This is a genomic window from Bauldia litoralis (assembly GCF_900104485.1).
GTDB lineage: Bacteria > Pseudomonadota > Alphaproteobacteria > Rhizobiales > Kaistiaceae > Bauldia > Bauldia litoralis.
In genome coordinates this window covers 601,122-621,923 of sequence record NZ_FMXQ01000001.1, presented here as the reverse complement: position 1 = coordinate 621,923, position 20,802 = coordinate 601,122, and the positions used below count along the sequence as shown (strand labels likewise).

Here is a 20,802-nt window from a genome sequence, read left to right as displayed (position 1 = left end):
CCCCGGCCGCCTTGGTTGTTGGCAGCAAGGGGCAGGACTGGCCGCCCACCGAAGAATGCCCCGGGCGGCCACAACGAAACATGAGGTTTTCACATGCGTAAGTTCATGATCGCGACCGGTGCCGCCGCCCTGATGGCCGCTTCTTCTTTTGGTGCGATGGCCTTCGAGACACGCGCCGTCATCACCAGTGTCGACCAGGCCGCGGGCACCGTGACCATCGACAATGGCGCCACGCTGCAGCTGCCGACCGGCTTCGACGCCGCCGAACTCAATGTCGGCGAGCAGATCATGGTCGACTATGACTCCGACACCAACATGATCAACACCTTCGACGTCGTCACCGACGGCAACGTGATGGAAGAGAATCGCGGCGACGAGTAATTGTCCATGCTTCGCTGAAACGCGGCGGTGGCTTATCGGCCACCGCCGTTTTTTTGCTGCGGCGCGGCCATCCGGCCGCTCACGGAGCCGGTGCCCCTGACGGCGACAATCCGGCCCCCTGCGGCATGGCCGGGGTGGAACCTTGCCGTGGGCCAAGATAGGGCCGGCGCTTGTTGAGGAACGCCTTCTCGATCAGCTCGTAGGAGATGGCAGCGAGAATCAGGGTGATCGGCAAGTGCCAGATAGTCAGGACCAGCAGGGCATTTTCCAACGCGCGTCCGGGCAACAACCTGAGGAAGCCAAGCGACTCAGCCGCCTGCTTGGCAAATATCAAGACCACGAAGTGCAGCATGTATGTCGAGTAGCTGATCGCGCCGAGATACCCGATCGCCCGGGCCAGGGTGCCCTCGAAGTGACGGCCAAAGAGACAGTAGGTAAGGATCAGCGAGGACCATGCAATGGCGCTGATCGTGGGATAAATGATCCAGAGAGGCGACGGACTTGGGTACTCGGGCCGGTTATAGAAGCCGCCTGTCTGGGCGAAGATCGAGTTCAGCCAGAGCAGCGCGAGAACGGACACGGCGAGGGCGATCGGCGACCACCAGATGCGGGGCCGATTTCTGAATCGGAGGTAGATCAGCCCGGCGATGATCCCGCTGACGAAGTCGTCGGTGCGGCCGAAGATGGTCCAGTAGGACATCGTTTGGGCCTCGCCGGTCTTGTACCAATAGGCAGCGCGCAGAATTGTCATGAGAAGGACAAGTGCGGCACAGGAAAATATGGTCGCCCACCAGACGACGTTGCCGTCGCGCATCCTCACGAGCTTGTCCCGAATAAAGGGATAGGCGAGATAGAATTGCGCTTCGACAACGAGCGTCCATGTGCCGAAAACCACGCCGCCGCCGAGTAGGTTGAACAGCAGCATCATCGAATGACTGGCCGACTTGTTGTAAGTCGCCGAGTAGAGCGTCACCAGGAACAGCAGGGGGAAGATCCGAAGGAAGCGATTCAGCAGGAACTGACCATAATGTATCTCGCGGCCGTGGGTCAGGACCGTGAACATGAAGCCGGTGATCGCCATGAACAGCGAGACACCGACCCAGCCTTCCTCAATGAGGCTGGTGAACCAGTCACCGGCGACATAGTCGTATCGCACGCCCATGGAATGCATGCCGTGCCAGTAAAAGACCAGAATTGCAGCTAGCGCCCTGAGATGATCGAGCGCTAATAGTCGCTGCCCGCCCGACGATTTCACTATTGTCCCCCACGTCTCTCGGGAGGGGGACTGTAGAGCAGTGCAATCTATGGGGCAAACTTGTGTCCCTGTAGCGCATCACGGTTGCGGTCTGCGTCTCCCTGGTCCAGTGCCGGTCAAGACTTGCGTCGAGTCCTTCCGCCTGCCGTCGACATTCGGAAGAAACACGGTGAGCAGGCCGACGGCCGGCAGGAACGAGCAGACCTTGAACACGAACGCGATGCTCGTGTGATCGGCAAGGATGCCGAGCGCCGCCGCGCCGAGGCCGCCGATACCGAAGGCGAGGCCGAAGAATAGTCCTGAAATCAAGCCGATCCGCGTCGGCACCAGTGTGTGGCCCATGACGACGATCGCCGAGAAGGCGGAGGCGAGGATGACGCCGATGATCATCGACAGCGCCACCGTCCAGTAAAAATCCGCATAAGGCAGGGCGAGGGTGAAGGGCAGGGTGCCGAAGATCGAGAACCAGATGACGATCTTGCGGCCGTAGCGGTCGCCGACGAATCCGCCAGCCACCGTTCCCGCCGCGACCGCGAAGAGGAAGACGAAAAGCAGCACCTGCGACTGCTGCACGGATACGTCGAAACGGTCGATGAGGTAAAACGTGTAGTAGCTGGTCAGGCTGCTCAGGTAGACGAATTTCGAGAAGATCAGCGTCGTCAGGATGACCAGGGCGAAAACGATGCGGCGGTTGGGCAATGCGATCGCCGCCACCGACGTCGCCAGCGGGGCATCGCTCCTGGCGGCGGTGATCTCCGGGATGCGGTGGCGATACCATGTGCCGACATTGAACAGGAGGATCATGCCCAGCAGCGCTGCGACCGAGAACCAGGCGAGGCTCGACTGGCCGAAGGGCACGACGATCAGCGCCGCCAGCAGCGGGCCGACGGCGCTGCCGACATTGCCGCCGACCTGGAAGACCGACTGGGCGACGCCGTAGCGGCCGCCGGACGCCAGCCGGGCGACACGCGACGATTCCGGGTGGAAGATCGCCGAGCCGAGCCCGACCAGCACCGCGCCGAGGAGGATGACCGCATAGGTCGGTGCCATCGACAGGAGCAGCAACCCGACCAGCGTGATGCCCATGCCGCAGGTCAGCGAATAGGGCTTCGGCCAACGATCGGTATAGAGGCCGATCACCGGCTGCAGCAACGAGGCGGTGACCTGGAAGGCGAGGGTGATCAGGCCGATCTGCGCGAAGTCGAGGTGAAAGGAGTCCTTGAGCAGCGGATAGATCGCCGCCAGCAACGACTGGATCATGTCGTTGAGGAAATGGGCGAAGCTGATCGCCGCCAGGGTCGCGACGGCGGTGATCTGGACCGGGGCGGCCAGTTCGGTGTTTTCTGAAGTTGTCATCAGGCGGAATCGCTGGGGCGGGGGTCGCGCAATTGCGGCCGGCCTTTCTTGAGGTTGCAACCTAACCACAGAAAGCCCGGCGCGCCTATCCCGGTCGCTGAAACCAAAAACGGCCGCCAGTGGTGGCGGCCGTCTTCGCAGGTCTCAAAAGGCTGCGCGGCGCCTACATCACGGCGCCGATCTGCCACGGCACGAACTCGTTGTCGCCGTACCCGAATTCCTCGGACTTGGTCTTCTTGCCGGAGGCGACCGCGATGATCTCCTCGAATATCTGCCGGCCCTTCTCCTCGATCGACACGCCGTCGAGGATATCGCCGCAGTTGATGTCCATGTCCTCTTCCTGGCGATTATAGGTGTCGCTGTTGGTCGCCAGCTTGATCGACGGCGACGGCTTGAAGCCGAAAGCCGAGCCGCGGCCGGTGGTGAAGACCACGAGGTTGCAGCCCGAGGCGACCTGGCCGGTCACCGAGGCCGGGTCGTAGCCGGGCGAATCCATGAAGACGAAACCGCGTTCAGTCACGGGCTCGCCATAGAGATAGACGCCGCGCAGCGTCGTCGTGCCGCCCTTGGCCGCGGCGCCGAGCGACTTCTCGAGAATGGTGGTCAGGCCGCCGGCCTTGTTGCCGGGCGAGGGGTTGTTGTCCATCTCGCCGCCGTTGCGCGCCGTATAGTCCTCCCACCACTTGATCCGCTCGACCAGCTTCTCGCCGATCTCGCGGGTGCCGGCGCGGCGGGTGAGCAGGTGCTCGGCGCCGTAGATCTCCGGCGTCTCGGCCAGCACGCCGGTGCCGCCCTGTGCGACCAGGAGGTCGGTCGCCAGTCCCAGCGCCGGGTTGGCGGTGATGCCGGAATAGCCATCCGAGCCGCCGCATTGCAGCGCAACCATCAGCTCCGAAACCGGCACCGTCTCGCGCTTCACCGCGGCGACCTTGGGCAGCATCTCGCGGATCATCTCGACGCCGCGTTCGATCGTCTTGCGGGTGCCGCCGGTCGCCTGGATGGTCATGGTGCGGAAGAGGTCGCTTTCCTCGATGCGGTGATCCTCCATCAGGCCGGGGATCTGCATCACCTCGCAGCCGAGCCCGACCATCAGCGCGCCGCCGATATTCGGGTGCTTGGCGTAGCCCCATTCGGTCCGCTGCAGGGTGGCGAAACCCTCCGAGCCCTGGCCGGCCATGCCGCAGCCGGTGCCATGGACGAAGGGCACGACGCCGTCGATCTCGGGATAGTCGTCGAGCACGCCGGAGCGGGTCACCGCCTCGGCCATGAAGCGGGCGACGGAGGCCGAGCAGTTCACGCTGGTCAGGATGCCGATATAGTTGCGGGTGCCGACCCGGCCGCTGGCCCGCTTGAATCCCTCGAAAGTCCGCCGCTGCTCGACGGGCAGGATCTTCTCCTCGACCGCCGCCTCGGCGAACTTGTAGTCGCGCTCGAAGTCGTGGACGCCGCAGTTATGCGAATGGATGTGCTCGCCGACGCGGATCGGCGCCGTGGCGAAGCCGATGATCTGGCCGAATTTCAGCACCGGCGCGCCTTCGGCGATATCGACGATCGCCATCTTGTGCCCCTTGGGTACGCGCGCGACCGCCGTCACCCCTTCGGCAGTCGCGCCGGGCAGGATCGGGTCGATCGAGACCACCAGGTTGTCGTCGGCATGGAGCCTCAGGACGCGCGGGTTCTTGGCGCGTTCGGACATCTGGTTCATCGGCACAACAGTCGAATCGTCGGTTGGCGGGGCCATTTTTTCTTCTTCTCCGGAAAGGCAGGGGTCGCCCTGGCAACGGGCGCAGCTGACATTTTAGTATAATGACGAAGGTTACGCAAAGGCTGAGTTCAGATCGCTGCCTCGATCTCCGCCCGCGTCGGGAAGCTCGGCTGTGCCCCGTGCTTCGTGCAGGCAAGCGAGCCGGCGATCGCCGCCTTGGCCATCGCCGCCTCGAGCGTGGCGCCTTCGTCGAGATAGGCGGCCAGCACGCCGGCAAAGGTGTCGCCGGCCCCGGTGGTGTCGACCGGCGTCACGGCGAGCGCCGGCACGCGGATCAGTCCGTCCGGGCCGCTGGCGACCGCGCCTTCCGGCCCAAGCGTTGCGATGACCGTGCGGTTGAGGCGGCGGGCAAGCGCCGTCACCACCGCCGTTTCGCCGCGAGCGGAAAGGCCGAGATGCCTGGCGAAATCGGCTGCCTCGTGCTCGTTGACGATGACGATCGAGGCGGGGTCCAGTTGTTCCACGTCGATCGGCGAGAAGGGAGCGAGCGACAGGACGACCCGGGCTCCTGCCGCCGCCGCGCGCCTGGCGACCGCGCGGTTTTCGTCATGCGGCACCTCCATCTGCAGGAGCAGCGTATCCTCGGCGGAAAAGCTGTCCGGCGGCACCTGCGTCGCGGAAACCCGCGCATTGGCGCCCGGCGAGACGACGATGGTGTTCTCTCCGGCGTCGTTGACGGTGATGATCGCGACGCCGGTGGTGCCGGCCAGGTGGGCGACGTCGGAGAGATCGACGCCAGCCGGGTCGAGTTCGGTCAGGGCGCGCCCTGCAATGTCGTCGTCGCCGATCGCCCCGACCAACCGCACCTTCGCCCCCGCGCGACGGGCGGCGAGCGCCTGGTTGGCGCCCTTGCCGCCGGCGATCAATTGGTAGTCGGAGCCCATCACCGTCTCGCCGGGCTGCGGCGATTTGGCGACGCGCGAGACGATATCGACGTTGATCGAACCAAAGACGGTGATCATGGGACCTGCCGCACCTTACCGTTCGCTGAAGGGCACGCCGCCCTTGGCCTTGTTGATCTTCGGCGCTTCGACAATCTGCACCGTGACAACCTCGGACTTCACGTTGAAATTCTTGACCATGGCCTCGGTCAGGTCCTGCATCAGGCCCTTCTTCTGCTCCGGCGTGCGGCCTTCGGCGCAGTAGACGATGATTTCCGGCATGGGCGACTCCCCCTGTTTTCTGGCGCTCGTGCACATTGCACGATTGCGGTGGCACTGGACAATTGTCCTTCGGCGCGGGCAAGGTCCGCGCGGCTCGCTTCGCACTTGCACAGGCGGCCTTCGCAGGCGCACAATTGGGCCGATCGGCTGAATTCCAGCCGGTTTCGACGAACCTTCATTCGGGGCAAACCGTGCAGATCAAAAAAATCCTTGTGGCCAACCGGTCGGAAATCGCCATCCGCGTCTTCCGCGCCGCCAATGAGCTCGGCATGAAGACCGTCGCCGTCTTCGCCGAGGAGGACAAACTCGCCCTCCACCGCTTCAAGGCCGACGAGGCCTACCAGATCGGCCGGGGCCTCGGCCCGATCGAGGCGTATCTGTCGATCCCCGAAATCATCCGCGTCGCCCGCGAGTCAAAGGCCGATGCGATCCATCCCGGCTACGGCCTTCTGTCGGAGAATCCGGATTTCGCCGCCGCCTGCGCCGATGCCGGGCTGACCTTCATCGGCCCGTCCCCCGACACCATGCGCCGGCTCGGCGACAAGGTCTCGGCCCGCGAGCTTGCGGTCAAGGTCGGCGTCCCGGTGATGCCGGCGACGGACCCGTTGCCGGAGGATGCCACCGAGATCGCCAGGCAGGCCAAGGAAGTCGGCTATCCGCTGATGCTCAAGGCTTCCTGGGGCGGCGGCGGCCGCGGCATGCGCGTCATTCCCGACGAGGCGACGCTGCTCCACGATATCGACGCCGCCCGGCGCGAGGCCAAGGCCGCCTTCGGCCGCGACGAGGTCTATCTCGAAAAGCTGGTCGAGCGGGCCCGCCATGTCGAGGTGCAGATCCTTGCCGACCAGCACGGCAACATCGTCCATCTCTTCGAGCGCGACTGCACCGTCCAGCGCCGTCACCAGAAGGTCGTCGAGCGCGCGCCCGCCCCCTATCTCGACGATGCCCAGCGCGCCGAGCTAGCCGGCTATGCGGTGACGCTCGCCGAAGGCGCGGATTACTACGGCGCCGGCACCGTCGAATTCCTGATGGATTCCGATACCGGCGCCTTCTATTTTATCGAGGTCAATCCGCGCATCCAGGTCGAGCATACCGTCACCGAAGAGGTGACCGGCATCGACATTGTCAAGGCGCAGATCCATATCGCCGAGGGCAAGACAATCGGCGAGCCGGGGTCCGGCGTGCCGGCCCAGAAGGACATCCGCCTCAACGGCAATGCCCTTCAGTGCCGGATCACCACCGAGGATCCGGAGCAGAATTTCATCCCCGATTACGGCCGCATCACCGCCTATCGCGGGGCCACCGGCTTCGGCATCCGCCTCGATGGCGGCACCGCCTATTCCGGCGCGGTCATCACCCGCTTCTACGACCCGTTGCTGGAAAAGGTCACCGCCTGGGCGCCGACGCCGGAGGAGGCGATTTCGCGCATGGACCGGGCGCTGCGCGAATTCCGCATCCGTGGCGTGGCGACCAACCTCGCCTTCCTCGAAAACGTCATCAGCCACCCCGCCTTCCGCGATTCCAGCTACACCACCCGCTTCATCGACGAGACGCCGGAACTGTTCGAGGCGGTCAAGCGCCGCGACCGGGCGACGAAGCTCCTCACCTATATCGCCGACGTCTCGGTCAACGGCCATCCCGACACCCGCGACCGCATCCGGCCGCCGGAGGAGGGACTCATCGTGCCGGCGCCGCGCTTCGATCAGGCTCCGGCCGACGGCACCCGGCAGCGCCTCGACCGCGACGGTCCGGAAGCCTTCGCCAAGTGGATGCGGGCCGAAAAGCGCGCCCTGGTCACCGACACGACGATGCGCGACGCCCACCAGTCGCTGCTCGCCACCCGGATGCGGACCTTCGACCTTGCCGCCGCCGCCGAGGCCTATGCCAGCGCCCTGCCGGGCCTGCTGTCGCTCGAATGCTGGGGCGGCGCGACCTTCGATGTCGCCATGCGCTTCCAGACCGAGGACCCGTGGGAGCGGCTGTCGCTGATCCGCGAGCGGGCGCCCAACATCCTCCTGCAGATGCTCCTGCGCGGCGCCAACGGTGTCGGCTACACCAACTATCCCGACAATGCGGTCCGCTTCTTCGTCAAGGAAGCCGCCTCCGCCGGCGTCGATCTCTTCCGCGTCTTCGACTGCCTCAACTGGGTGGAGAATATGCGGGTCTCGATGGACGCGGTCTGCGAGGCCGGCAAGCTCTGCGAGGGGGCGCTCTGCTACACCGGCGACATCCTCGATCCCGACCGGGCCAAGTACAGCCTCAACTACTATGTCGATCTTGCCAAGCAGCTCGAGGCGGCCGGCGCCCATATCATCGGCATCAAGGACATGGCCGGCCTGCTCAAGCCGGCGGCGGCGACCAAGCTGGTCCAGGCGCTGCGCGATGCGACCGACCTGCCGATCCATTTCCACACGCACGACACGTCGGGCGTCGCCGCCGCCTCGGTGGTCGCGGCGGTCGCGGCCGGGGTCGACGCCTTCGACGCGGCGATCGATTCGATGTCCGGCCTGACCTCGCAGCCCTGCCTCGGCTCGCTGGTCGAGGCGCTCGACGATACCGATCGGGCGACCGGCCTCGACGTCACGGCGATCCGCCAGATATCCTTCTATTTCGAGGCGGTGCGCGCCCAGTATCGCGCCTTCGAATCCGATCTGCGCTTCGGCGCCTCCGAGGTCTATCTCCACGAGATGCCGGGTGGCCAGTTCACCAATCTCAAGGAGCAGGCCCGCTCGCTCGGCCTCGAGGAGCGCTGGCACGAGGTGGCACGCACCTATGCCGAGGTCAACATGCTGTTCGGCGACATCGTCAAGGTGACGCCGTCGTCCAAGGTGGTCGGCGACCTGGCGCTGATGATGGTCGCCGGCGATCTCACCGTCGAGGATGTCGCCAACCCGGCCAAGGATATCGCCTTCCCGGAATCGGTCGTCCAGATGATGCATGGCGACCTTGGTCAGCCGCCGGGCGGCTGGCCCGCGGCGATCCAGAAGAAGGTGCTGAAGGGCGCCGAGCCGATCGTCGTCCGTCCCGGCTCGCTGATCCCGCCGGCCGACCTCGATGCCGAGCGCGAGGCGGTCGAGGAGAAGATCGGCCGTCCGGTCGAGGATACCGAACTCGCCTCCTACATCATGTATCCCAAGGTCTTCACCGAATTCGCCGCCGCCGCCGACACCTATGGTCCGGTCTCGGTGCTGCCGACGCCGGTCTATTTCTACGGCCTGCCCGTCGGCGAGGAAATACTCGTCGAGATCGAGCGCGGCAAGACGCTGGTGATCCGCAACCAGGCGATCGGCGAAACCGACGAGGACGGCTTCGTCCGCGTCTTCTTCGAGATGAACGGCCAGCCGCGTGTCGCCAAGGTGCCGAACCGCATGGCGAGCGACGTGGTGATCCGGCGCAAGGCCGAGGAGGGCAACGCCCTCCATGTCGCCGCGCCGATGCCCGGCGTCGTCTCGACGCTGGCGGTCAGCACCGGCCAGACCGTCAAGGCCGGCGACGTGCTGCTGTCGATCGAGGCAATGAAGATGGAAACCGCCCTCCACGCAGAGCGCGACGGCACGGTCGGCGAAATCCTCATCCACGCCGGCAGCCAGATCGACGCCAAGGACCTGCTGATCGTCTACGAGGACTGATCCGCGCCTCACATGATCCTGCGAGCAAGGGGCCGCGGCATCGTCGTGGCCCCTTGTCGTTTCAGGCGGTGCGCAAGGTGGCCCGCCGGCTGCCCATGTACTGGAGTTCGGCGAAGACCCCGACCGCCGCCGCCTGGGCGAGGACGAAGGCGACGCCGAGCGCTGTCGGCGACAGGATGCCGCCGGCAAGCACCGCGATGCTGGCGACGACCCACAGCCCATTGCCAATGATGACGATCCAGGTGAGCGTCGCCGGCAGGACCGTCCGGCTGGCGAGATAGCCGACGAACGCCGCATAGGGGACGAGGAAAAGCCCGACACCGCGCAGGAAGCCCGGCGCCATGCCCAGCAGTTCGGCAAGGAGGCCGGCGCCGGCGATCAGCAGCAGCGCCATGGCGCCGCTTGCCAGTGCATCGGCGATGAGCGCCCCGCGCAGCAGGGGAGAGGCACGTAGCGTCGTCATCGCTCAGGCCTCCGCCTGCGCCGCCGGCTCGAAGAAGCCGGTGATCGACTGCAACCTGCCGTCGGCGACGACGCCGAAGTCGATACCGCTGACCATTGGCGGCTCATTGGGAACGGCGAGCGACCAGTTGAACCGGAGGCGGTCATTATGCGCATCGAGGGCGCTTGTCCGCTGGAACGCGTGGTCGGGGTATTTGGCATGGACGCGGCCGACCATCTCGTCGATCCCGTCACGGCCGTCGCCCTTCAGCATCGGGTCGACGTAGGATCCGTCCTCGCTCCAGATTTCGGCGATCAGGGCGGTTCGGCTGGCCGAGTCCTTCTCGTTCCACATTGCGATGTAGCGATCGGCGAGGGCAGTGAGGTCGGTCATCGATTCATCTCCACGGTTTGACCAATTGACCGTGGCAGGATTCTCCGTTTGGTGACGGCGGTCGATTACCTCGCAGGTAATGGCAGCGCCGTTCGTCGCCGCCTAAGGTGGGGCATGGACAACGCACGGCTTGAGATCGGGACCGAGATTCGCGCGTGGCGGCAGCGCCGCCGGATGAGCCAGCTCGACCTGGCGCTCGACACCGAGGTGTCGGCGCGGCACCTGAGCTTTCTCGAAACCGGCCGGTCCCGCCCGTCCCGCGACCTGGTCCTGCGCCTGGCCGAGCGACTGCAGGTCCCGATCCGCGAGCGCAACCGTCTGCTGGTGTCTGCCGGCTTCGCGCCTGTCTTTTCGGAGCGCTCGCTCTCCGACGAGGCCTTTGCCGGGGCGCGGCGGGCCATCGACCGCCTGCTGACGGCACAGGAGCCCTATCCGGCGCTGGCGGTCGATCGTCACTGGACCCTGCTCCAGGCCAATGCCGCCATAGCGCCGCTGCTGGCCGGGGTCGCGCCGTCCCTGCTGGAGGCCCCGGCCAACGTCCTGAGGATCAGCCTTCATCCGGATGGGCTCGCGCCGCGCATCGTCAATCTTGCCGACTGGCGGGCGCATGTCCTCGAGCGGTTGCACCGCCAGGTCGCGGCGACCGCCGACAGCGGGCTCGCGGAACTGCTCGAGGAACTCGCCGCCTATCCGTCGCCGCGCGCGCGGCAGCCGACCGTCGTGACCATGGCTGACGAAATCGCCGTCCCGCTGATGATCGAGACGGAGGCCGGCACGCTCTCCTTCCTGACGACGACCACCATCTTCGGGACGCCGATCGACGTCACCCTCTCCGAGATCGCGATCGAATCCTTCTTCCCGGCTGATTCCAAGACTGCCGAGGCGCTGCGGCGCCTCCAGTCGGGCTGACCGTCGACCGTCCGCCCGGCTACTCCTGCATGTAAATCGTCATTTCGTCGAAGTCGAAGGTCACCGCGTAGGGCCGGAAGAAGTCGTGGCCGACCATCCCGGCGAGGTGAAAGCCGAACATGGTTTCCCACGGGAAGGGCCCGTCATAGAGGCCGGCGACGTCCTCCTCGACAACGTCGCCGAACGAAAGGCGATCGACGACATAGGGCACGATCTTGAGGTCGCCGCCGCCGCCGGCGCCGGTCTCGGCCTTGTCTTCCTCCAGCTTGATGCCGGCGTCCCGGATCACCGATTCCGCCAGTTTGGCGCCGGCGCCGGCAAGGCCCGTGTCGACGAAAAGCAGCGTCGGCGGCAGGGATTCGACCTGGCCCCAGCCGACCATGAAATGGTCGCTGGCGATCCAGAAGGGGATGGCGGTGGCGTTCGCCGCCGATGCCTTGAAGTCGGCGAGGCTCTTCGCGTCCTTGCGGCGCAGCACCAGTTCGCCCTTCTGGAAGTCGAGGGTGGCAAGGAAGTGGTAGAAGAGCGTCGTGCCGACGATGCCGTCGATCCGCTTGGCGTCGAGTCCTTCGGAGAGCTGGCGGAGCGCCAGGGTCGCGACCGGCAGGTTCTTCACCGTCCAGTCACCGAGGGTCAGCGAGTCGATCCGCCCCTGGTGGACCGCGGCCTGCTGCCCGCCGGAAAACGTCCCCTGGATCGCGCCGAAGTCGGGGATGCCGAGTTCCCTGGCGAAGTCGCTGTCGAGGACCACCTCCGAACCGCCGGTGTCGATGAAGAAGGTGACTTCGTCGCCGCCATTGACGCGGACGCTGACCAGCGGCAGCGGGTCGGTCCGCAGGAATTTCACCACCGTGCTCTGGCCGTCGCCCTCCAGTTTATACGGCGTCTGGCCGTGGAAGCTCTCGAGCTTGGCGACATTCAGCGTCGGGTATTGCGACGCAACCAGCTTGTTGCTGGCGACATCGACGCCGTGGAGCGCCGCCGCGGCCTGATCGAAATCGTCCTGCCGGTAATAGGCCTCGGCCAGCATGACTTTCGCGTCGTCATCCGGCTTCAGAGCGATCGCCTTTGTCAGCCACGTCTCGGCCTCGTCGAGCCGGTTGGCGAGCAGGGCGATCCGGCCGAGTTGCAGCGTCGCGTCAAAGTCGTCGGGCTTCCCGGCGACGATCGTTTCGTAGATCGCCCCGGCTTCGGCGAACTTGCCGCTCTCGAATAGTTGCGCCGCGGTGGCGGCCGGCTTCTCGTCGGCCACCGCCTGTGCGGCAAGCCCGCCGGACAGGAACAGGAGGCCGAGCGCGAGGCAGAGTCTGGCGATCGTCATGATCCGAAACTCCACGTGCAATGAGGAGAAACAATCGTGATGATAGCAGCTTGCCGCCGCCGCCGGTACGGGATTTCCGTCAGCGCTCTCACACGTCGAAGAAGTGGTGAAGCGGGCCATGGCCGGAGCCGACGTCGAGGTCGTCGGCCGCCGCCAGCGCGCCGGTCAGGTAGGTCTTGGCCCGGCCGACCGCCTCCAGCCGCGGCATCGACGGCAGCAGCGCGGCGATCGCCGCCGACAGGGTGCAGCCGGTGCCGTGGGTGTTCTTCGTCGCGATCCGCGCGGCGCGAAATGTCTCCATCGTCTCGCCGTCGAAATAGACGTCGATGCTCTCCGGCCCCTCGGCGTGGCCGCCCTTGAGAAAGACCGAGGCGGGCCCGAGGATCTTCAGCGCGCGGGCCATCTCGATGGCCCCGGCAAGGTCGGCCGGCCCCGCCGCATCGAGAAGGGCGGCGGCTTCCGGCAGGTTCGGCGTGACGATCTCGGCCAGCGGCACCAGCCGGTCGCGCACCGCCGCGACCGCGTCTTCCGACAACAGCCGGTCGCCGCTCTTGGCGATCATCACCGGATCGAGGACGACATGCTTCGCCTCGTGGCGTTGAAGCGCCGCGGCAATGGCCTCGGCAATCCCGGCATTGGCGACCATGCCGATCTTCACCGCGTCGACCCGCACGTCGTCGAAGACGGCGTCGATCTGGGCGGTGATGAAGGAGGGCGACAGCGCTTCGAATGCGCGGACGCCCTGCGTGTTCTGGGCGACCACCGCCGTCACCACGCTCATGCCATAGGCGCCGAGCGCCGAGAAGGTCTTGAGGTCGGCCTGGATGCCCGCGCCGCCCGTCGGGTCGGTGCCGGCAATCGAAAGGACGTTGGCGATCATGCCCCGCCTCCCGGTCGGCAATGCCCGACCGTTTCATCCCACTCCAATCCCGCCCAGAACCGGGGAGGGTGGCTGCGGGCGGCGAAGCCGGCCGCAGCCAGGTGGGGTTCGGCAGGCCTGGCACGGTGTCGGATGTGGGAGAGGACCCCACCCACCACCGCTACGCGGCGGTCCCCCCTCCCCGGTCCGGGGAGGGATGGCGGTGACACCGTCGCGCTTTGCCGAGTCAGGTTGGCTATCTTTTGGGTCATGCCACACGTCCCTCCTGTATCGCCGCTCGCAGCTCCGCCGCGGCCGCGCGGGGATCGTCGGCTGCGGCGATCGCCGAGACGACCGCCAGCCCACTGGCCCCGGTCGCAATGATGGCGGCGGCGTTGCCGACGTCGATGCCGCCGATCGCCACCCAGGGCAGGCCGAGCGTCGCGCCGATCGCGCGGGTCCCGTCGAGGCCGAGCGGCGGCGCGGCGTCGGCCTTGGTGGCGGACGCGATCACCGGGCCGAGGCCGACATAGTCGACCACCGCCGGGTCGACGGTGGCGACATCGGCCGGTCCTGTCACCGACAACCCGAGGATCATCTCCGTCCCGATCCGGGCGCGGGCTTCGGCCGGAGACCCGTCCTCCTGGCCGATATGCAGACCCTCGGCCTCCGCCGCGATCGCCACATTGACGCGGTCGTTGACGATCAGCGGCACGCCGAGCGGCGCGAGGCTCTCCCGCAACGCCCGCGCCAGCGCGGTGAGGCTCTCGTCGCTTGCCGTCTTGTCGCGAAGCTGGACGACCGTGACCCCGCCAGCGACGGCGGCGAGCGACGTCTCCACCACCCCGCGCCGCGCCATCATCGCCGCGTCGGTGACCAGCATCAGCGTCAGGTCGGGAAGCCGCCTCATGCCCAGCGCACGCCCTCTTCCAGCGCCGCGTCGTCGAGCCGGTAGAGCGCGTCGATCAGCGCCACCTGGAAGCTCGCCGGCCCTTTGGCCCCGACGATCGCGGTCTCGGCTGCGACGCCGAGCATCGTCAGGCCCGCCGCGCAGGCGTCGAAGGGCGCAAGCCCGGCGCCAAGAAAGGCGCCGACGATCGCCGTCGCCATGCAGCCGGTGCCGGTTACGCGGGCGAGCATCGGGTCGCCATTGGCCAGTCCGACGATCCGCTCGCCGTCGGTGACGTAGTCGACCGCCCCGGTCACCGCGACCACCGCGCCGCTCTGCTGCGATAGTCGTTTCGCCGCGTCTTGCGCCGCGTCGGAGCCTTGCGTCGAGTCGACGCCCCGGGCGCCGCCGGCCTCACCGGCCAGCGACATGATCTCGGAGGCATTGCCGCGGATTATGGTCGGCTTCAGCGCCACCAGCCGGGTCGCCGTCTCGGTCCGGTAGGCGGTGGCGCCGGTTGCGACCGGGTCGAGGATCCACGGCACGCCGGCGGCGTTGGCGGCTTCCGCGGCCTTCTCCATCGCCGCCACCCAGGGCGGCGACAGCGTGCCGATGTTGATCACCAGCGCCTGGGCGATCGGCGCGAAATCGGCGACCTCCGCCTCGGCATGGACCATCGCCGGCGACGCGCCGACGGCCAGCAGCGCATTGGCCGTCGAGTTCATGACGACATAGTTGGTGATGTTGTGGACGAGCGGCCCGCGGGTGCGCAGGCGGTCGATGGCGGATGTCAGGTCGGGTCTGTTCACGGCGTTCCTCGCTTGGGCAGCGGAGCCGCGACCGGCGAGGCGGAAAAACACCGCAAGGCCGGAGGTGACGGCTCCCTGCGCTGGCATTATCCAGATCAGGTTCGGCGGGTATTTTCTCAGCCCCTCCTTGCGGACGAGCACCCCGTATCACCGGGGCCGACCATATGCCGTTGCGGACCTGCGTCAAGCCGTGGCGCGACGCGTGCGTCGCCGCTCAGTCGTCGAGGCCGGCAATGTCGCACCAGCCGCCACGGCCGCCGCCGTCATAGGCGCGGGCGAGGCCGGTGGCGAGCATGTGGGCGCCAAGATCGATTCCGTCGGCCGTCGCCACGTCGGCGATGACGCGGCCGGCATATTTGTCGTTTTCGACGGCGGTCAGCACTACCGGCCGCGCGTCGGCGAGGTCGGCCAGCGCCGCGCGCGCTGCCTCGGCCATCGCCTTTTCGCGTCGGCAATCGCCGCGAAGCTCCGGCGTGTCAATGCCGCGAATCCGGGCGCTGACGGTGATGCGCTGGCCGATCCAGATCGTCGCCTCGACGGTCAGCGTGTCGCCGTCGACAACCCGCAGCACGGTGGCCGCGACCGGCCCCGCGATCCGCTCGGCCGCGCCAGCCGCCGTCGGCAGGCAGAGCGCCAGAACAAGACCGGGCGCCATCGCCCACCGGCGAACCGCCGATGGGGCCTGGGAAAAAGAATCCGTGCAATGCGCGATCACGGGCGAATCCGGAGCGAATAGGAATAAATTCTCTATCGCAACGGCGAGGGACAGGCAAGGGGAGGCGTGCGTTTAATCTACTTAGGATTGTTTCGTCAGAAAAAGCACACGCGTCTCGTCAGCCGTTGTTTTTTCGCGCCTCGACCAGATCGTTGACGACGCCCGGATCGGCCAGCGTCGAGGTATCGCCGAGCGTGTCGAACTCGTTGGCAGCGACCTTGCGCAGGATGCGGCGCATGATCTTGCCGGAGCGGGTCTTCGGCAGGCCGGGGGTGAAGTGAATGAGGTCGGGTTGGGCGATCGGGCCGATCTCCTTGCGGACCCACTGCTTCAGTTCCTTCTGCAACTCGTCGCTCGGCTCCTCGCCGACCATCAGCGTCACATAGGCGTAGATGCCCTGGCCCTTGATGTCGTGCGGATAGCCGACCACGGCGGCCTCCGACACCTTGGGATGGGCGACCAGCGCCGATTCGACCTCGGCCGTGCCCATGCGGTGGCCCGAGACGTTGATCACGTCGTCGACCCGGCCGGTGATCCAGTAGTAGCCGTCCTCGTCGCGGCGGCAGCCGTCGCCGGTGAAATAGAGGCCCGCATAGGCGGAGAAATAGGTCTGCACGAAGCGCTCGTGGTCGCCATAGACGCTGCGCATCTGGCCGGGCCAGGAGTCGGTGATGACCAGGTTGCCGGAGCCGGCCCCTTCGATGAACTTGCCGTCGGCGTCGACCAGCGCCGGCTTGACGCCGAAGAAGGGTCGGGTTGCCGAGCCCGCTTTCAGCGCCGTCGCGCCGGGCAGCGGCGTGATCATGATGCCGCCGGTCTCGGTCTGCCACCACGTGTCGACGATCGGGCAACGGCTGTCGCCGACCACCCGGTAATACCACTCCCAGGCCTCCGGGTTGATCGGCTCGCCGACCGAGCCGAGCAGCCGGAGCGAAGCCCGCGAGGTCTTGGTCACATGGTCGTCGCCGGCGCCCATCAGCGCACGCAGCGCCGTCGGCGCGGTATAAAGGATGTTGATCTTGTGCTTGTCGACGACTTCCCAGATCCGCGACGGCGTCGGCCATGTCGGCACGCCTTCGAACATCACGGACAGCGCCCCGTTGGCCAGCGGCCCGTAGACGATGTAGCTGTGGCCGGTCACCCAGCCGACATCGGCGGCGCACCAGTAGATGTCGCCGTCGTGATAGTCGAAGACCATCCGGTGGGTCATCGACGCGTAGAGCAGGTAGCCGCCGGTGGTGTGGAGCACGCCCTTCGGCTTGCCGGTCGAGCCGGAGGTATAGAGGATGAACAGCGGGTCCTCGGCGTTCATCGGCTCCGCCGGGCAGTCGGCCGAGGTGCCGTCGATGACCTCGTGGTACCAGACGTCGCGTCCGTCCTTCATCGCCACGTCGGCGCCGGTATGCTTGACGACGATGACGTGGTTGACCCTGGCGCCGGCGGCCTCGGCGATGGTCACCGCCTCGTCGGTATTGACCTTGAGCGGCACGGTGCGGCCGCCGCGGCGGCCCTCGTCGGCGGTGATGACGTAGCCCGAGCGGCAATCCTCGATACGGCCGGCCAGCGCTTCGGCCGAGAAGCCGGCAAAGACCACCGAATGGATGGCGCCGATCCGGGCGCAGGCCAGCATCGCATAGGCGACTTCCGGGATCATCGGCATGTAGATGGTCACCCGGTCGCCTTTCTGGACGCCGTGCGACTTCAGGACATTGGCGAGGCGGCAGACATTCTCATGCAGCTCGCGATAGGTGATCGTCCGTCCCTCGGTCAACGGATCGTCCGGCTCCCACAGGATCGCGGTCTGGTCGCCGCGGGTGGCGAGATGGCGGTCGGTGCAGTTGGCCGAGACATTGAGCTCGCCATCCTCGAACCACTTGATCGAGACGTCGGGTGCGTCGAAGGAGGTGTTCTTGACCTTGGTGAAGGGCTTGATCCAGTCGAGGCTCTTCGCCTGCTCTGCCCAGAAACCGTCCGGATCGGCGACGGAGCGCTGGTACATTTCCTCGTACCTGGCGTTGTCGACAAAGGCGCGCTTGGCCCATTCGTCCGTCACCGGATGCACGGTCTCGGTCATTTTCAGTCCTCCCCTTCGCCTCCGGCAGCGTCAGGCCATGCCCGGAGCGTTCCTTCCGCCAGAATAAGCCCGGAGCGCCCGCCGGATGCAAGCCCGGCGGCCGCTGCCGAGTGTCGCGGCGGCAATCCGGGGAGACAGGATCGCCAGCCGCGAGGGGAGGGAGATTCTCTCCCGGCTACCCGGGTCGGCCGCCATCGTCGGGCGTCAGGATCGCCACCGCGAACAGGTCCTCCGCGTCGGTCCAGGTCTCGGCGACCGACCAGCCGGCGTCCGCGGCCAGCTTCCGCAAGCCGTCGACCGTGTATTTGTGGCTGCATTCGGTGTGCAGGCTCTCGCCCTTGGAAAAGCCGAACGACTGGCCCCCGAGCCGCACCGTCTGGTTCCGGCGGCTGACCAGGTGCATCTCGATCCGCGACTCGTCGGCATTCCAGCGCGCCTCGTGGCGGAAGGCGTCGCGGTCGAAATCCGCCAGTGCCTCGCGGTTGAGCCGCGCCAGCAGGTTCATGTTGAAGGCGGCGGTAACGCCGGCCGCATCGTCATAGGCCGCGATGAGCCTGCCGGTATCCTTGACCAGGTCGACGCCGAGCACGAAGGCCGAGACATTCGGCCAGTCGCGCAGCCGCGCCAGCAGGTCGCCCGCCTCGCTGCGCTCGAGGTTGCCGATGGTCGAGCCGGGAAAGAACAGGAGCTTCTGTGTCGCGGCCAGCGGTTCGGGCAGCGCGATCGGCGCCATGAAGTCGGCGACGATCGGCGTCACCGCCAGTCGCGGATAATCGGCGGCAAGGTCGTTCGCCGCCTGGGCCAGAAACTCGGCCGAGATATCGAGCGGCACATAGCTCGCCAGTTGCGGCAGCGCGTCGAGCAGGATGCGCGTCTTGACGCTGGCGCCGCTGCCCAGTTCGACAAGTGCCGCGCCTGCCTCCGCATAACCGGCGAGATCGCCGGCGCGGTCCCGCAGGATGCCCGCCTCGGTGCGGGTCGGATAGTATTCCGGCAGTTCGGTGATCACCTCGAACAGGGCGCTGCCGGCGTCGTCGTAGAACCACTTCGGCGACATCCGTTTCGGCGTGGCGGCAAGGCCTTGGAGGGCAGCTTCGAGCAGGTCGGGATTACTGGCGCGGGGACGGTCGAGCATCAGGAAGCATCCTTTGCGAGTCGCAGCCCCAGCATTTGCCAGCGCTGATGCGGATAGAAGAAGGTGCGGTAGGTCGGGCGCATCTGGGCGCGCGGCGTCGCGCAGGAGCCGCCGCGCAACACCAGCTGGTTGATCATGAACTTGCCGTTATATTCGCCGATCGCCCCCTCCGGCGGGCGGAAGCCGGGGTAGGGGGTGAAGGGACTCTGCGTCCATTCCCAGACATCGCCCCAGAAGCCGCCGCCCGGCAGCGGCCGGAAGACATCGCTTTCGAGGAAATTGCCGTCGATCGGCGTGTCGCGCGCCGCGACCTCCCACTCGGCTTCCGTCGGCAGCCGCGCCTCGGCCCAGCGGGCAAAGGCGTCGGCCTCGTAGTAGCTGACATGGACCACCGGCGCGTCGGGATTGACCGGCTGCGGCCCGCGCAGGGTGTAGGTCCACCACGCGTCGTCCTGGCGCCACCAGTAGAGCGGCGCCTCCCAGCCCTCGCGCTGTCGCGCCGCCCAGCCGTCCATCAGCCACAGCGGCGCGGTGTCATAGCCGCCATCGTCGATGAATTCGATCCAGTCGCGGTTGGTCACCGGCCGGTTGGCGAGGCGATAGGGCGCGACGAAGACCTGGTGGCGCGGTCCTTCGCAATCGTAGGAGAACCCCTCGCCGGCGTGGCCGATCTCGCTCACGCCGCCGTCGTGGCTGGTGAAGGCGAGCGGGATCTCCCTGGCGACGGCCACCGGCCCGGGATCGCGGTAGGCCGGCATCAGGGGGTTGAAGGAGAAGCCGTGCAGGAGGTCGGTAACCAGCAGTTCCTGGTGCTGCATCTCGTGGTGGCAGCCGAGTTCGACCAGCGCGGCGATCTCGTCGGCGTCGTCGCGGTCCTCGTTCATCAGGTCGCGGATCGCGTCCTCGACAAACGACCGATAGGCATGGACGTCGTCGACGCCGGGGCGCGACACCAGCCCGCGCTTGTCGCGGGCATGACGCGGTCCGGCCTGGACATAGTAGGAGTTGAACAGGAAGGCGAAGCGATCGTCCGGCGACGCGTAGCCGCCGACGCGCGGCTTGAGGATGAACTCCTCGAAGAACCACGTCGTGTGGGCGAGATGCCATTTGGCCGGGCTGGCATCTTCCATCGACTGCAGCATCATGTCCTCGGGCAGGAGCGGCGCCGTCAGCTTGCGCGTCTGCGTCCGGACCCGATCGAAGAGGACGCCCGTCTGCGAGATGTCCGGGCGGTGGCTTGCCTGCTGTCTCATTGCGCCATCTCCTCGGCGGTTACTTCGCCGGCAAGGAAACCGACGCGGTCGCTCAGCGCGGAGGCGAAGTCATGGGGTGCGGTGCAGCCCCAAGCGATATCGGTCACGATCACTCTCCCGGATTCGTCGCGGAGGTCTAGGGCGGGCGCCTCGCCCTTCAGCGAGCAATGCGACGTGCGGTTCGAGGGCGCGAGGCGCGGCGTCGCATCGGCCTTTGGCAGGTAGAACACCGGCGCGTCGAAACCGGTTCCGACCTCGAGCGGGCGGACGGCGTCGGTCGAATCGCCGATCGTGAAGCCGTCGCGCAGAATCCGGACCCGGTGGTCGACAGGCTTGATCTTCATGAAGGGACGCGGCTCCGCGGGGTGGTGACCAGTATCCCGCACGAGCGTCACAGACGTTGTCAGCATGGTTCCTCCCTCGCGCGCGCGGCGCCGGCCCATTCCTCGAACTT

Annotated in this window: 19 protein-coding genes and 1 riboswitch; of the genes, 3 read left to right on the top strand and 16 right to left on the bottom strand. The window is 66.9% G+C overall.

The window, feature by feature from the left end; translation table 11 throughout:
• The first annotated feature begins 93 nt into the window (after positions 1–93).
• Positions 94–381 (top strand): DUF1344 domain-containing protein, encoded by a 288-nt coding sequence (locus tag BLT60_RS02945; protein ID WP_090874690.1) that lies wholly within the window; start codon positions 94–96, stop codon positions 379–381.
• A gap of 79 nt (positions 382–460) precedes the next feature.
• Here the strand turns inward: BLT60_RS02945 and BLT60_RS02940 are convergent, their stop codons facing one another.
• The 5 genes from BLT60_RS02940 to BLT60_RS02920 all read right to left on the bottom strand — a co-directional run bounded on the left by BLT60_RS02940 (position 461) and on the right by BLT60_RS02920 (position 5,920).
• The gene (locus BLT60_RS02940) at positions 461–1,636 is read right to left on the bottom strand and encodes an acyltransferase family protein (RefSeq protein ID WP_175478268.1); all 1,176 of its coding nucleotides are present in this window, start codon (positions 1,634–1,636) and stop codon (positions 461–463) included.
• Between the two features lie 78 nt (positions 1,637–1,714).
• Positions 1,715–2,992, bottom strand: a complete 1,278-nt coding sequence (locus BLT60_RS02935) for an MFS transporter (protein WP_090874688.1) — start codon at positions 2,990–2,992, stop codon at positions 1,715–1,717.
• 163 nt (positions 2,993–3,155) lie between these two features.
• A complete protein-coding gene (locus BLT60_RS02930; protein WP_425284962.1) occupies positions 3,156–4,697 on the bottom strand; it encodes a UxaA family hydrolase in 1,542 nt (513 codons plus the stop codon).
• Positions 4,698–4,825: 128 nt separating this feature from the next.
• On the bottom strand, positions 4,826–5,719 hold the full coding sequence (locus BLT60_RS02925) for a ribokinase (protein WP_090874687.1): 894 nt from the start codon (positions 5,717–5,719) through the stop codon (positions 4,826–4,828).
• Positions 5,720–5,734: 15 nt separating this feature from the next.
• Positions 5,735–5,920, bottom strand: a complete 186-nt coding sequence (locus tag BLT60_RS02920) for a tautomerase family protein (RefSeq protein WP_090874686.1) — start codon at positions 5,918–5,920, stop codon at positions 5,735–5,737.
• 191 nt (positions 5,921–6,111) lie between these two features.
• Here BLT60_RS02920 and pyc point away from each other — a divergent pair, with 191 nt between their 5' ends.
• On the top strand, positions 6,112–9,549 hold the full coding sequence (pyc, locus tag BLT60_RS02915) for a pyruvate carboxylase (RefSeq protein WP_090874943.1): 3,438 nt from the start codon (positions 6,112–6,114) through the stop codon (positions 9,547–9,549).
• A gap of 61 nt (positions 9,550–9,610) precedes the next feature.
• Here pyc and BLT60_RS02910 read toward each other — a convergent pair whose 3' ends face one another.
• Together BLT60_RS02910 and BLT60_RS02905 are read right to left on the bottom strand one after the other, a co-directional pair.
• A complete protein-coding gene (locus BLT60_RS02910) occupies positions 9,611–10,012 on the bottom strand; it encodes a hypothetical protein (protein WP_090874685.1) in 402 nt (133 codons plus the stop codon).
• Between the two features lie 3 nt (positions 10,013–10,015).
• Entirely contained in the window at positions 10,016–10,384 is a 369-nt protein-coding gene (locus tag BLT60_RS02905; protein ID WP_090874684.1) for a nuclear transport factor 2 family protein, read from the bottom strand.
• A gap of 114 nt (positions 10,385–10,498) precedes the next feature.
• On the opposite strand from BLT60_RS02905, the gene BLT60_RS02900 reads away from it, so the two are divergent.
• Positions 10,499–11,293, top strand: a complete 795-nt coding sequence (locus BLT60_RS02900; protein WP_090874683.1) for a helix-turn-helix domain-containing protein — start codon at positions 10,499–10,501, stop codon at positions 11,291–11,293.
• 19 nt (positions 11,294–11,312) lie between these two features.
• Here the strand turns inward: BLT60_RS02900 and BLT60_RS02895 are convergent, their stop codons facing one another.
• From BLT60_RS02895 to BLT60_RS02855, 9 genes are all read right to left on the bottom strand, one after another.
• Positions 11,313–12,614, bottom strand: a complete 1,302-nt coding sequence (locus tag BLT60_RS02895; RefSeq protein WP_175478267.1) for an aspartyl protease family protein — start codon at positions 12,612–12,614, stop codon at positions 11,313–11,315.
• A gap of 88 nt (positions 12,615–12,702) precedes the next feature.
• Complete coding sequence (gene thiD / locus BLT60_RS02890; protein ID WP_090874681.1) at positions 12,703–13,494, bottom strand: bifunctional hydroxymethylpyrimidine kinase/phosphomethylpyrimidine kinase; 792 nt, start codon at positions 13,492–13,494, stop codon at positions 12,703–12,705.
• Between the two features lie 247 nt (positions 13,495–13,741).
• On the bottom strand, positions 13,742–14,383 hold the full coding sequence (gene thiE, locus BLT60_RS02885; RefSeq protein ID WP_090874680.1) for a thiamine phosphate synthase: 642 nt from the start codon (positions 14,381–14,383) through the stop codon (positions 13,742–13,744).
• The gene (gene thiM, locus BLT60_RS02880) at positions 14,380–15,171 is read right to left on the bottom strand and encodes a hydroxyethylthiazole kinase (protein ID WP_090874942.1); all 792 of its coding nucleotides are present in this window, start codon (positions 15,169–15,171) and stop codon (positions 14,380–14,382) included. The genes thiE and thiM overlap by 4 nt, the downstream gene beginning before the upstream one ends.
• Positions 15,172–15,224: 53 nt before the next feature.
• A riboswitch (TPP riboswitch) is annotated at positions 15,225–15,326 on the bottom strand.
• A gap of 59 nt (positions 15,327–15,385) precedes the next feature.
• Positions 15,386–15,826: a thermonuclease family protein gene (locus BLT60_RS02875; protein ID WP_090874679.1), complete on the bottom strand. Its 441-nt coding sequence runs from the start codon at positions 15,824–15,826 to the stop codon at positions 15,386–15,388.
• A gap of 178 nt (positions 15,827–16,004) precedes the next feature.
• The gene (gene acs, locus BLT60_RS02870; protein WP_090874678.1) at positions 16,005–17,960 is read right to left on the bottom strand and encodes an acetate--CoA ligase; all 1,956 of its coding nucleotides are present in this window, start codon (positions 17,958–17,960) and stop codon (positions 16,005–16,007) included.
• 175 nt (positions 17,961–18,135) lie between these two features.
• The gene (egtD, locus tag BLT60_RS02865) at positions 18,136–19,095 is read right to left on the bottom strand and encodes an L-histidine N(alpha)-methyltransferase (RefSeq protein WP_090874677.1); all 960 of its coding nucleotides are present in this window, start codon (positions 19,093–19,095) and stop codon (positions 18,136–18,138) included.
• Positions 19,095–20,348: an ergothioneine biosynthesis protein EgtB gene (gene egtB, locus BLT60_RS02860; protein WP_090874676.1), complete on the bottom strand. Its 1,254-nt coding sequence runs from the start codon at positions 20,346–20,348 to the stop codon at positions 19,095–19,097. The genes egtD and egtB overlap by 1 nt, the downstream gene beginning before the upstream one ends.
• Positions 20,345–20,791 carry a DUF427 domain-containing protein gene (locus BLT60_RS02855; protein ID WP_090874675.1) on the bottom strand — a complete coding sequence of 149 codons (447 nt, stop codon included), beginning with the start codon at positions 20,789–20,791 and terminating at the stop codon, positions 20,345–20,347. The genes egtB and BLT60_RS02855 overlap by 4 nt, the downstream gene beginning before the upstream one ends.
• Between the last annotated feature and the right edge of the window lie 11 nt (positions 20,792–20,802).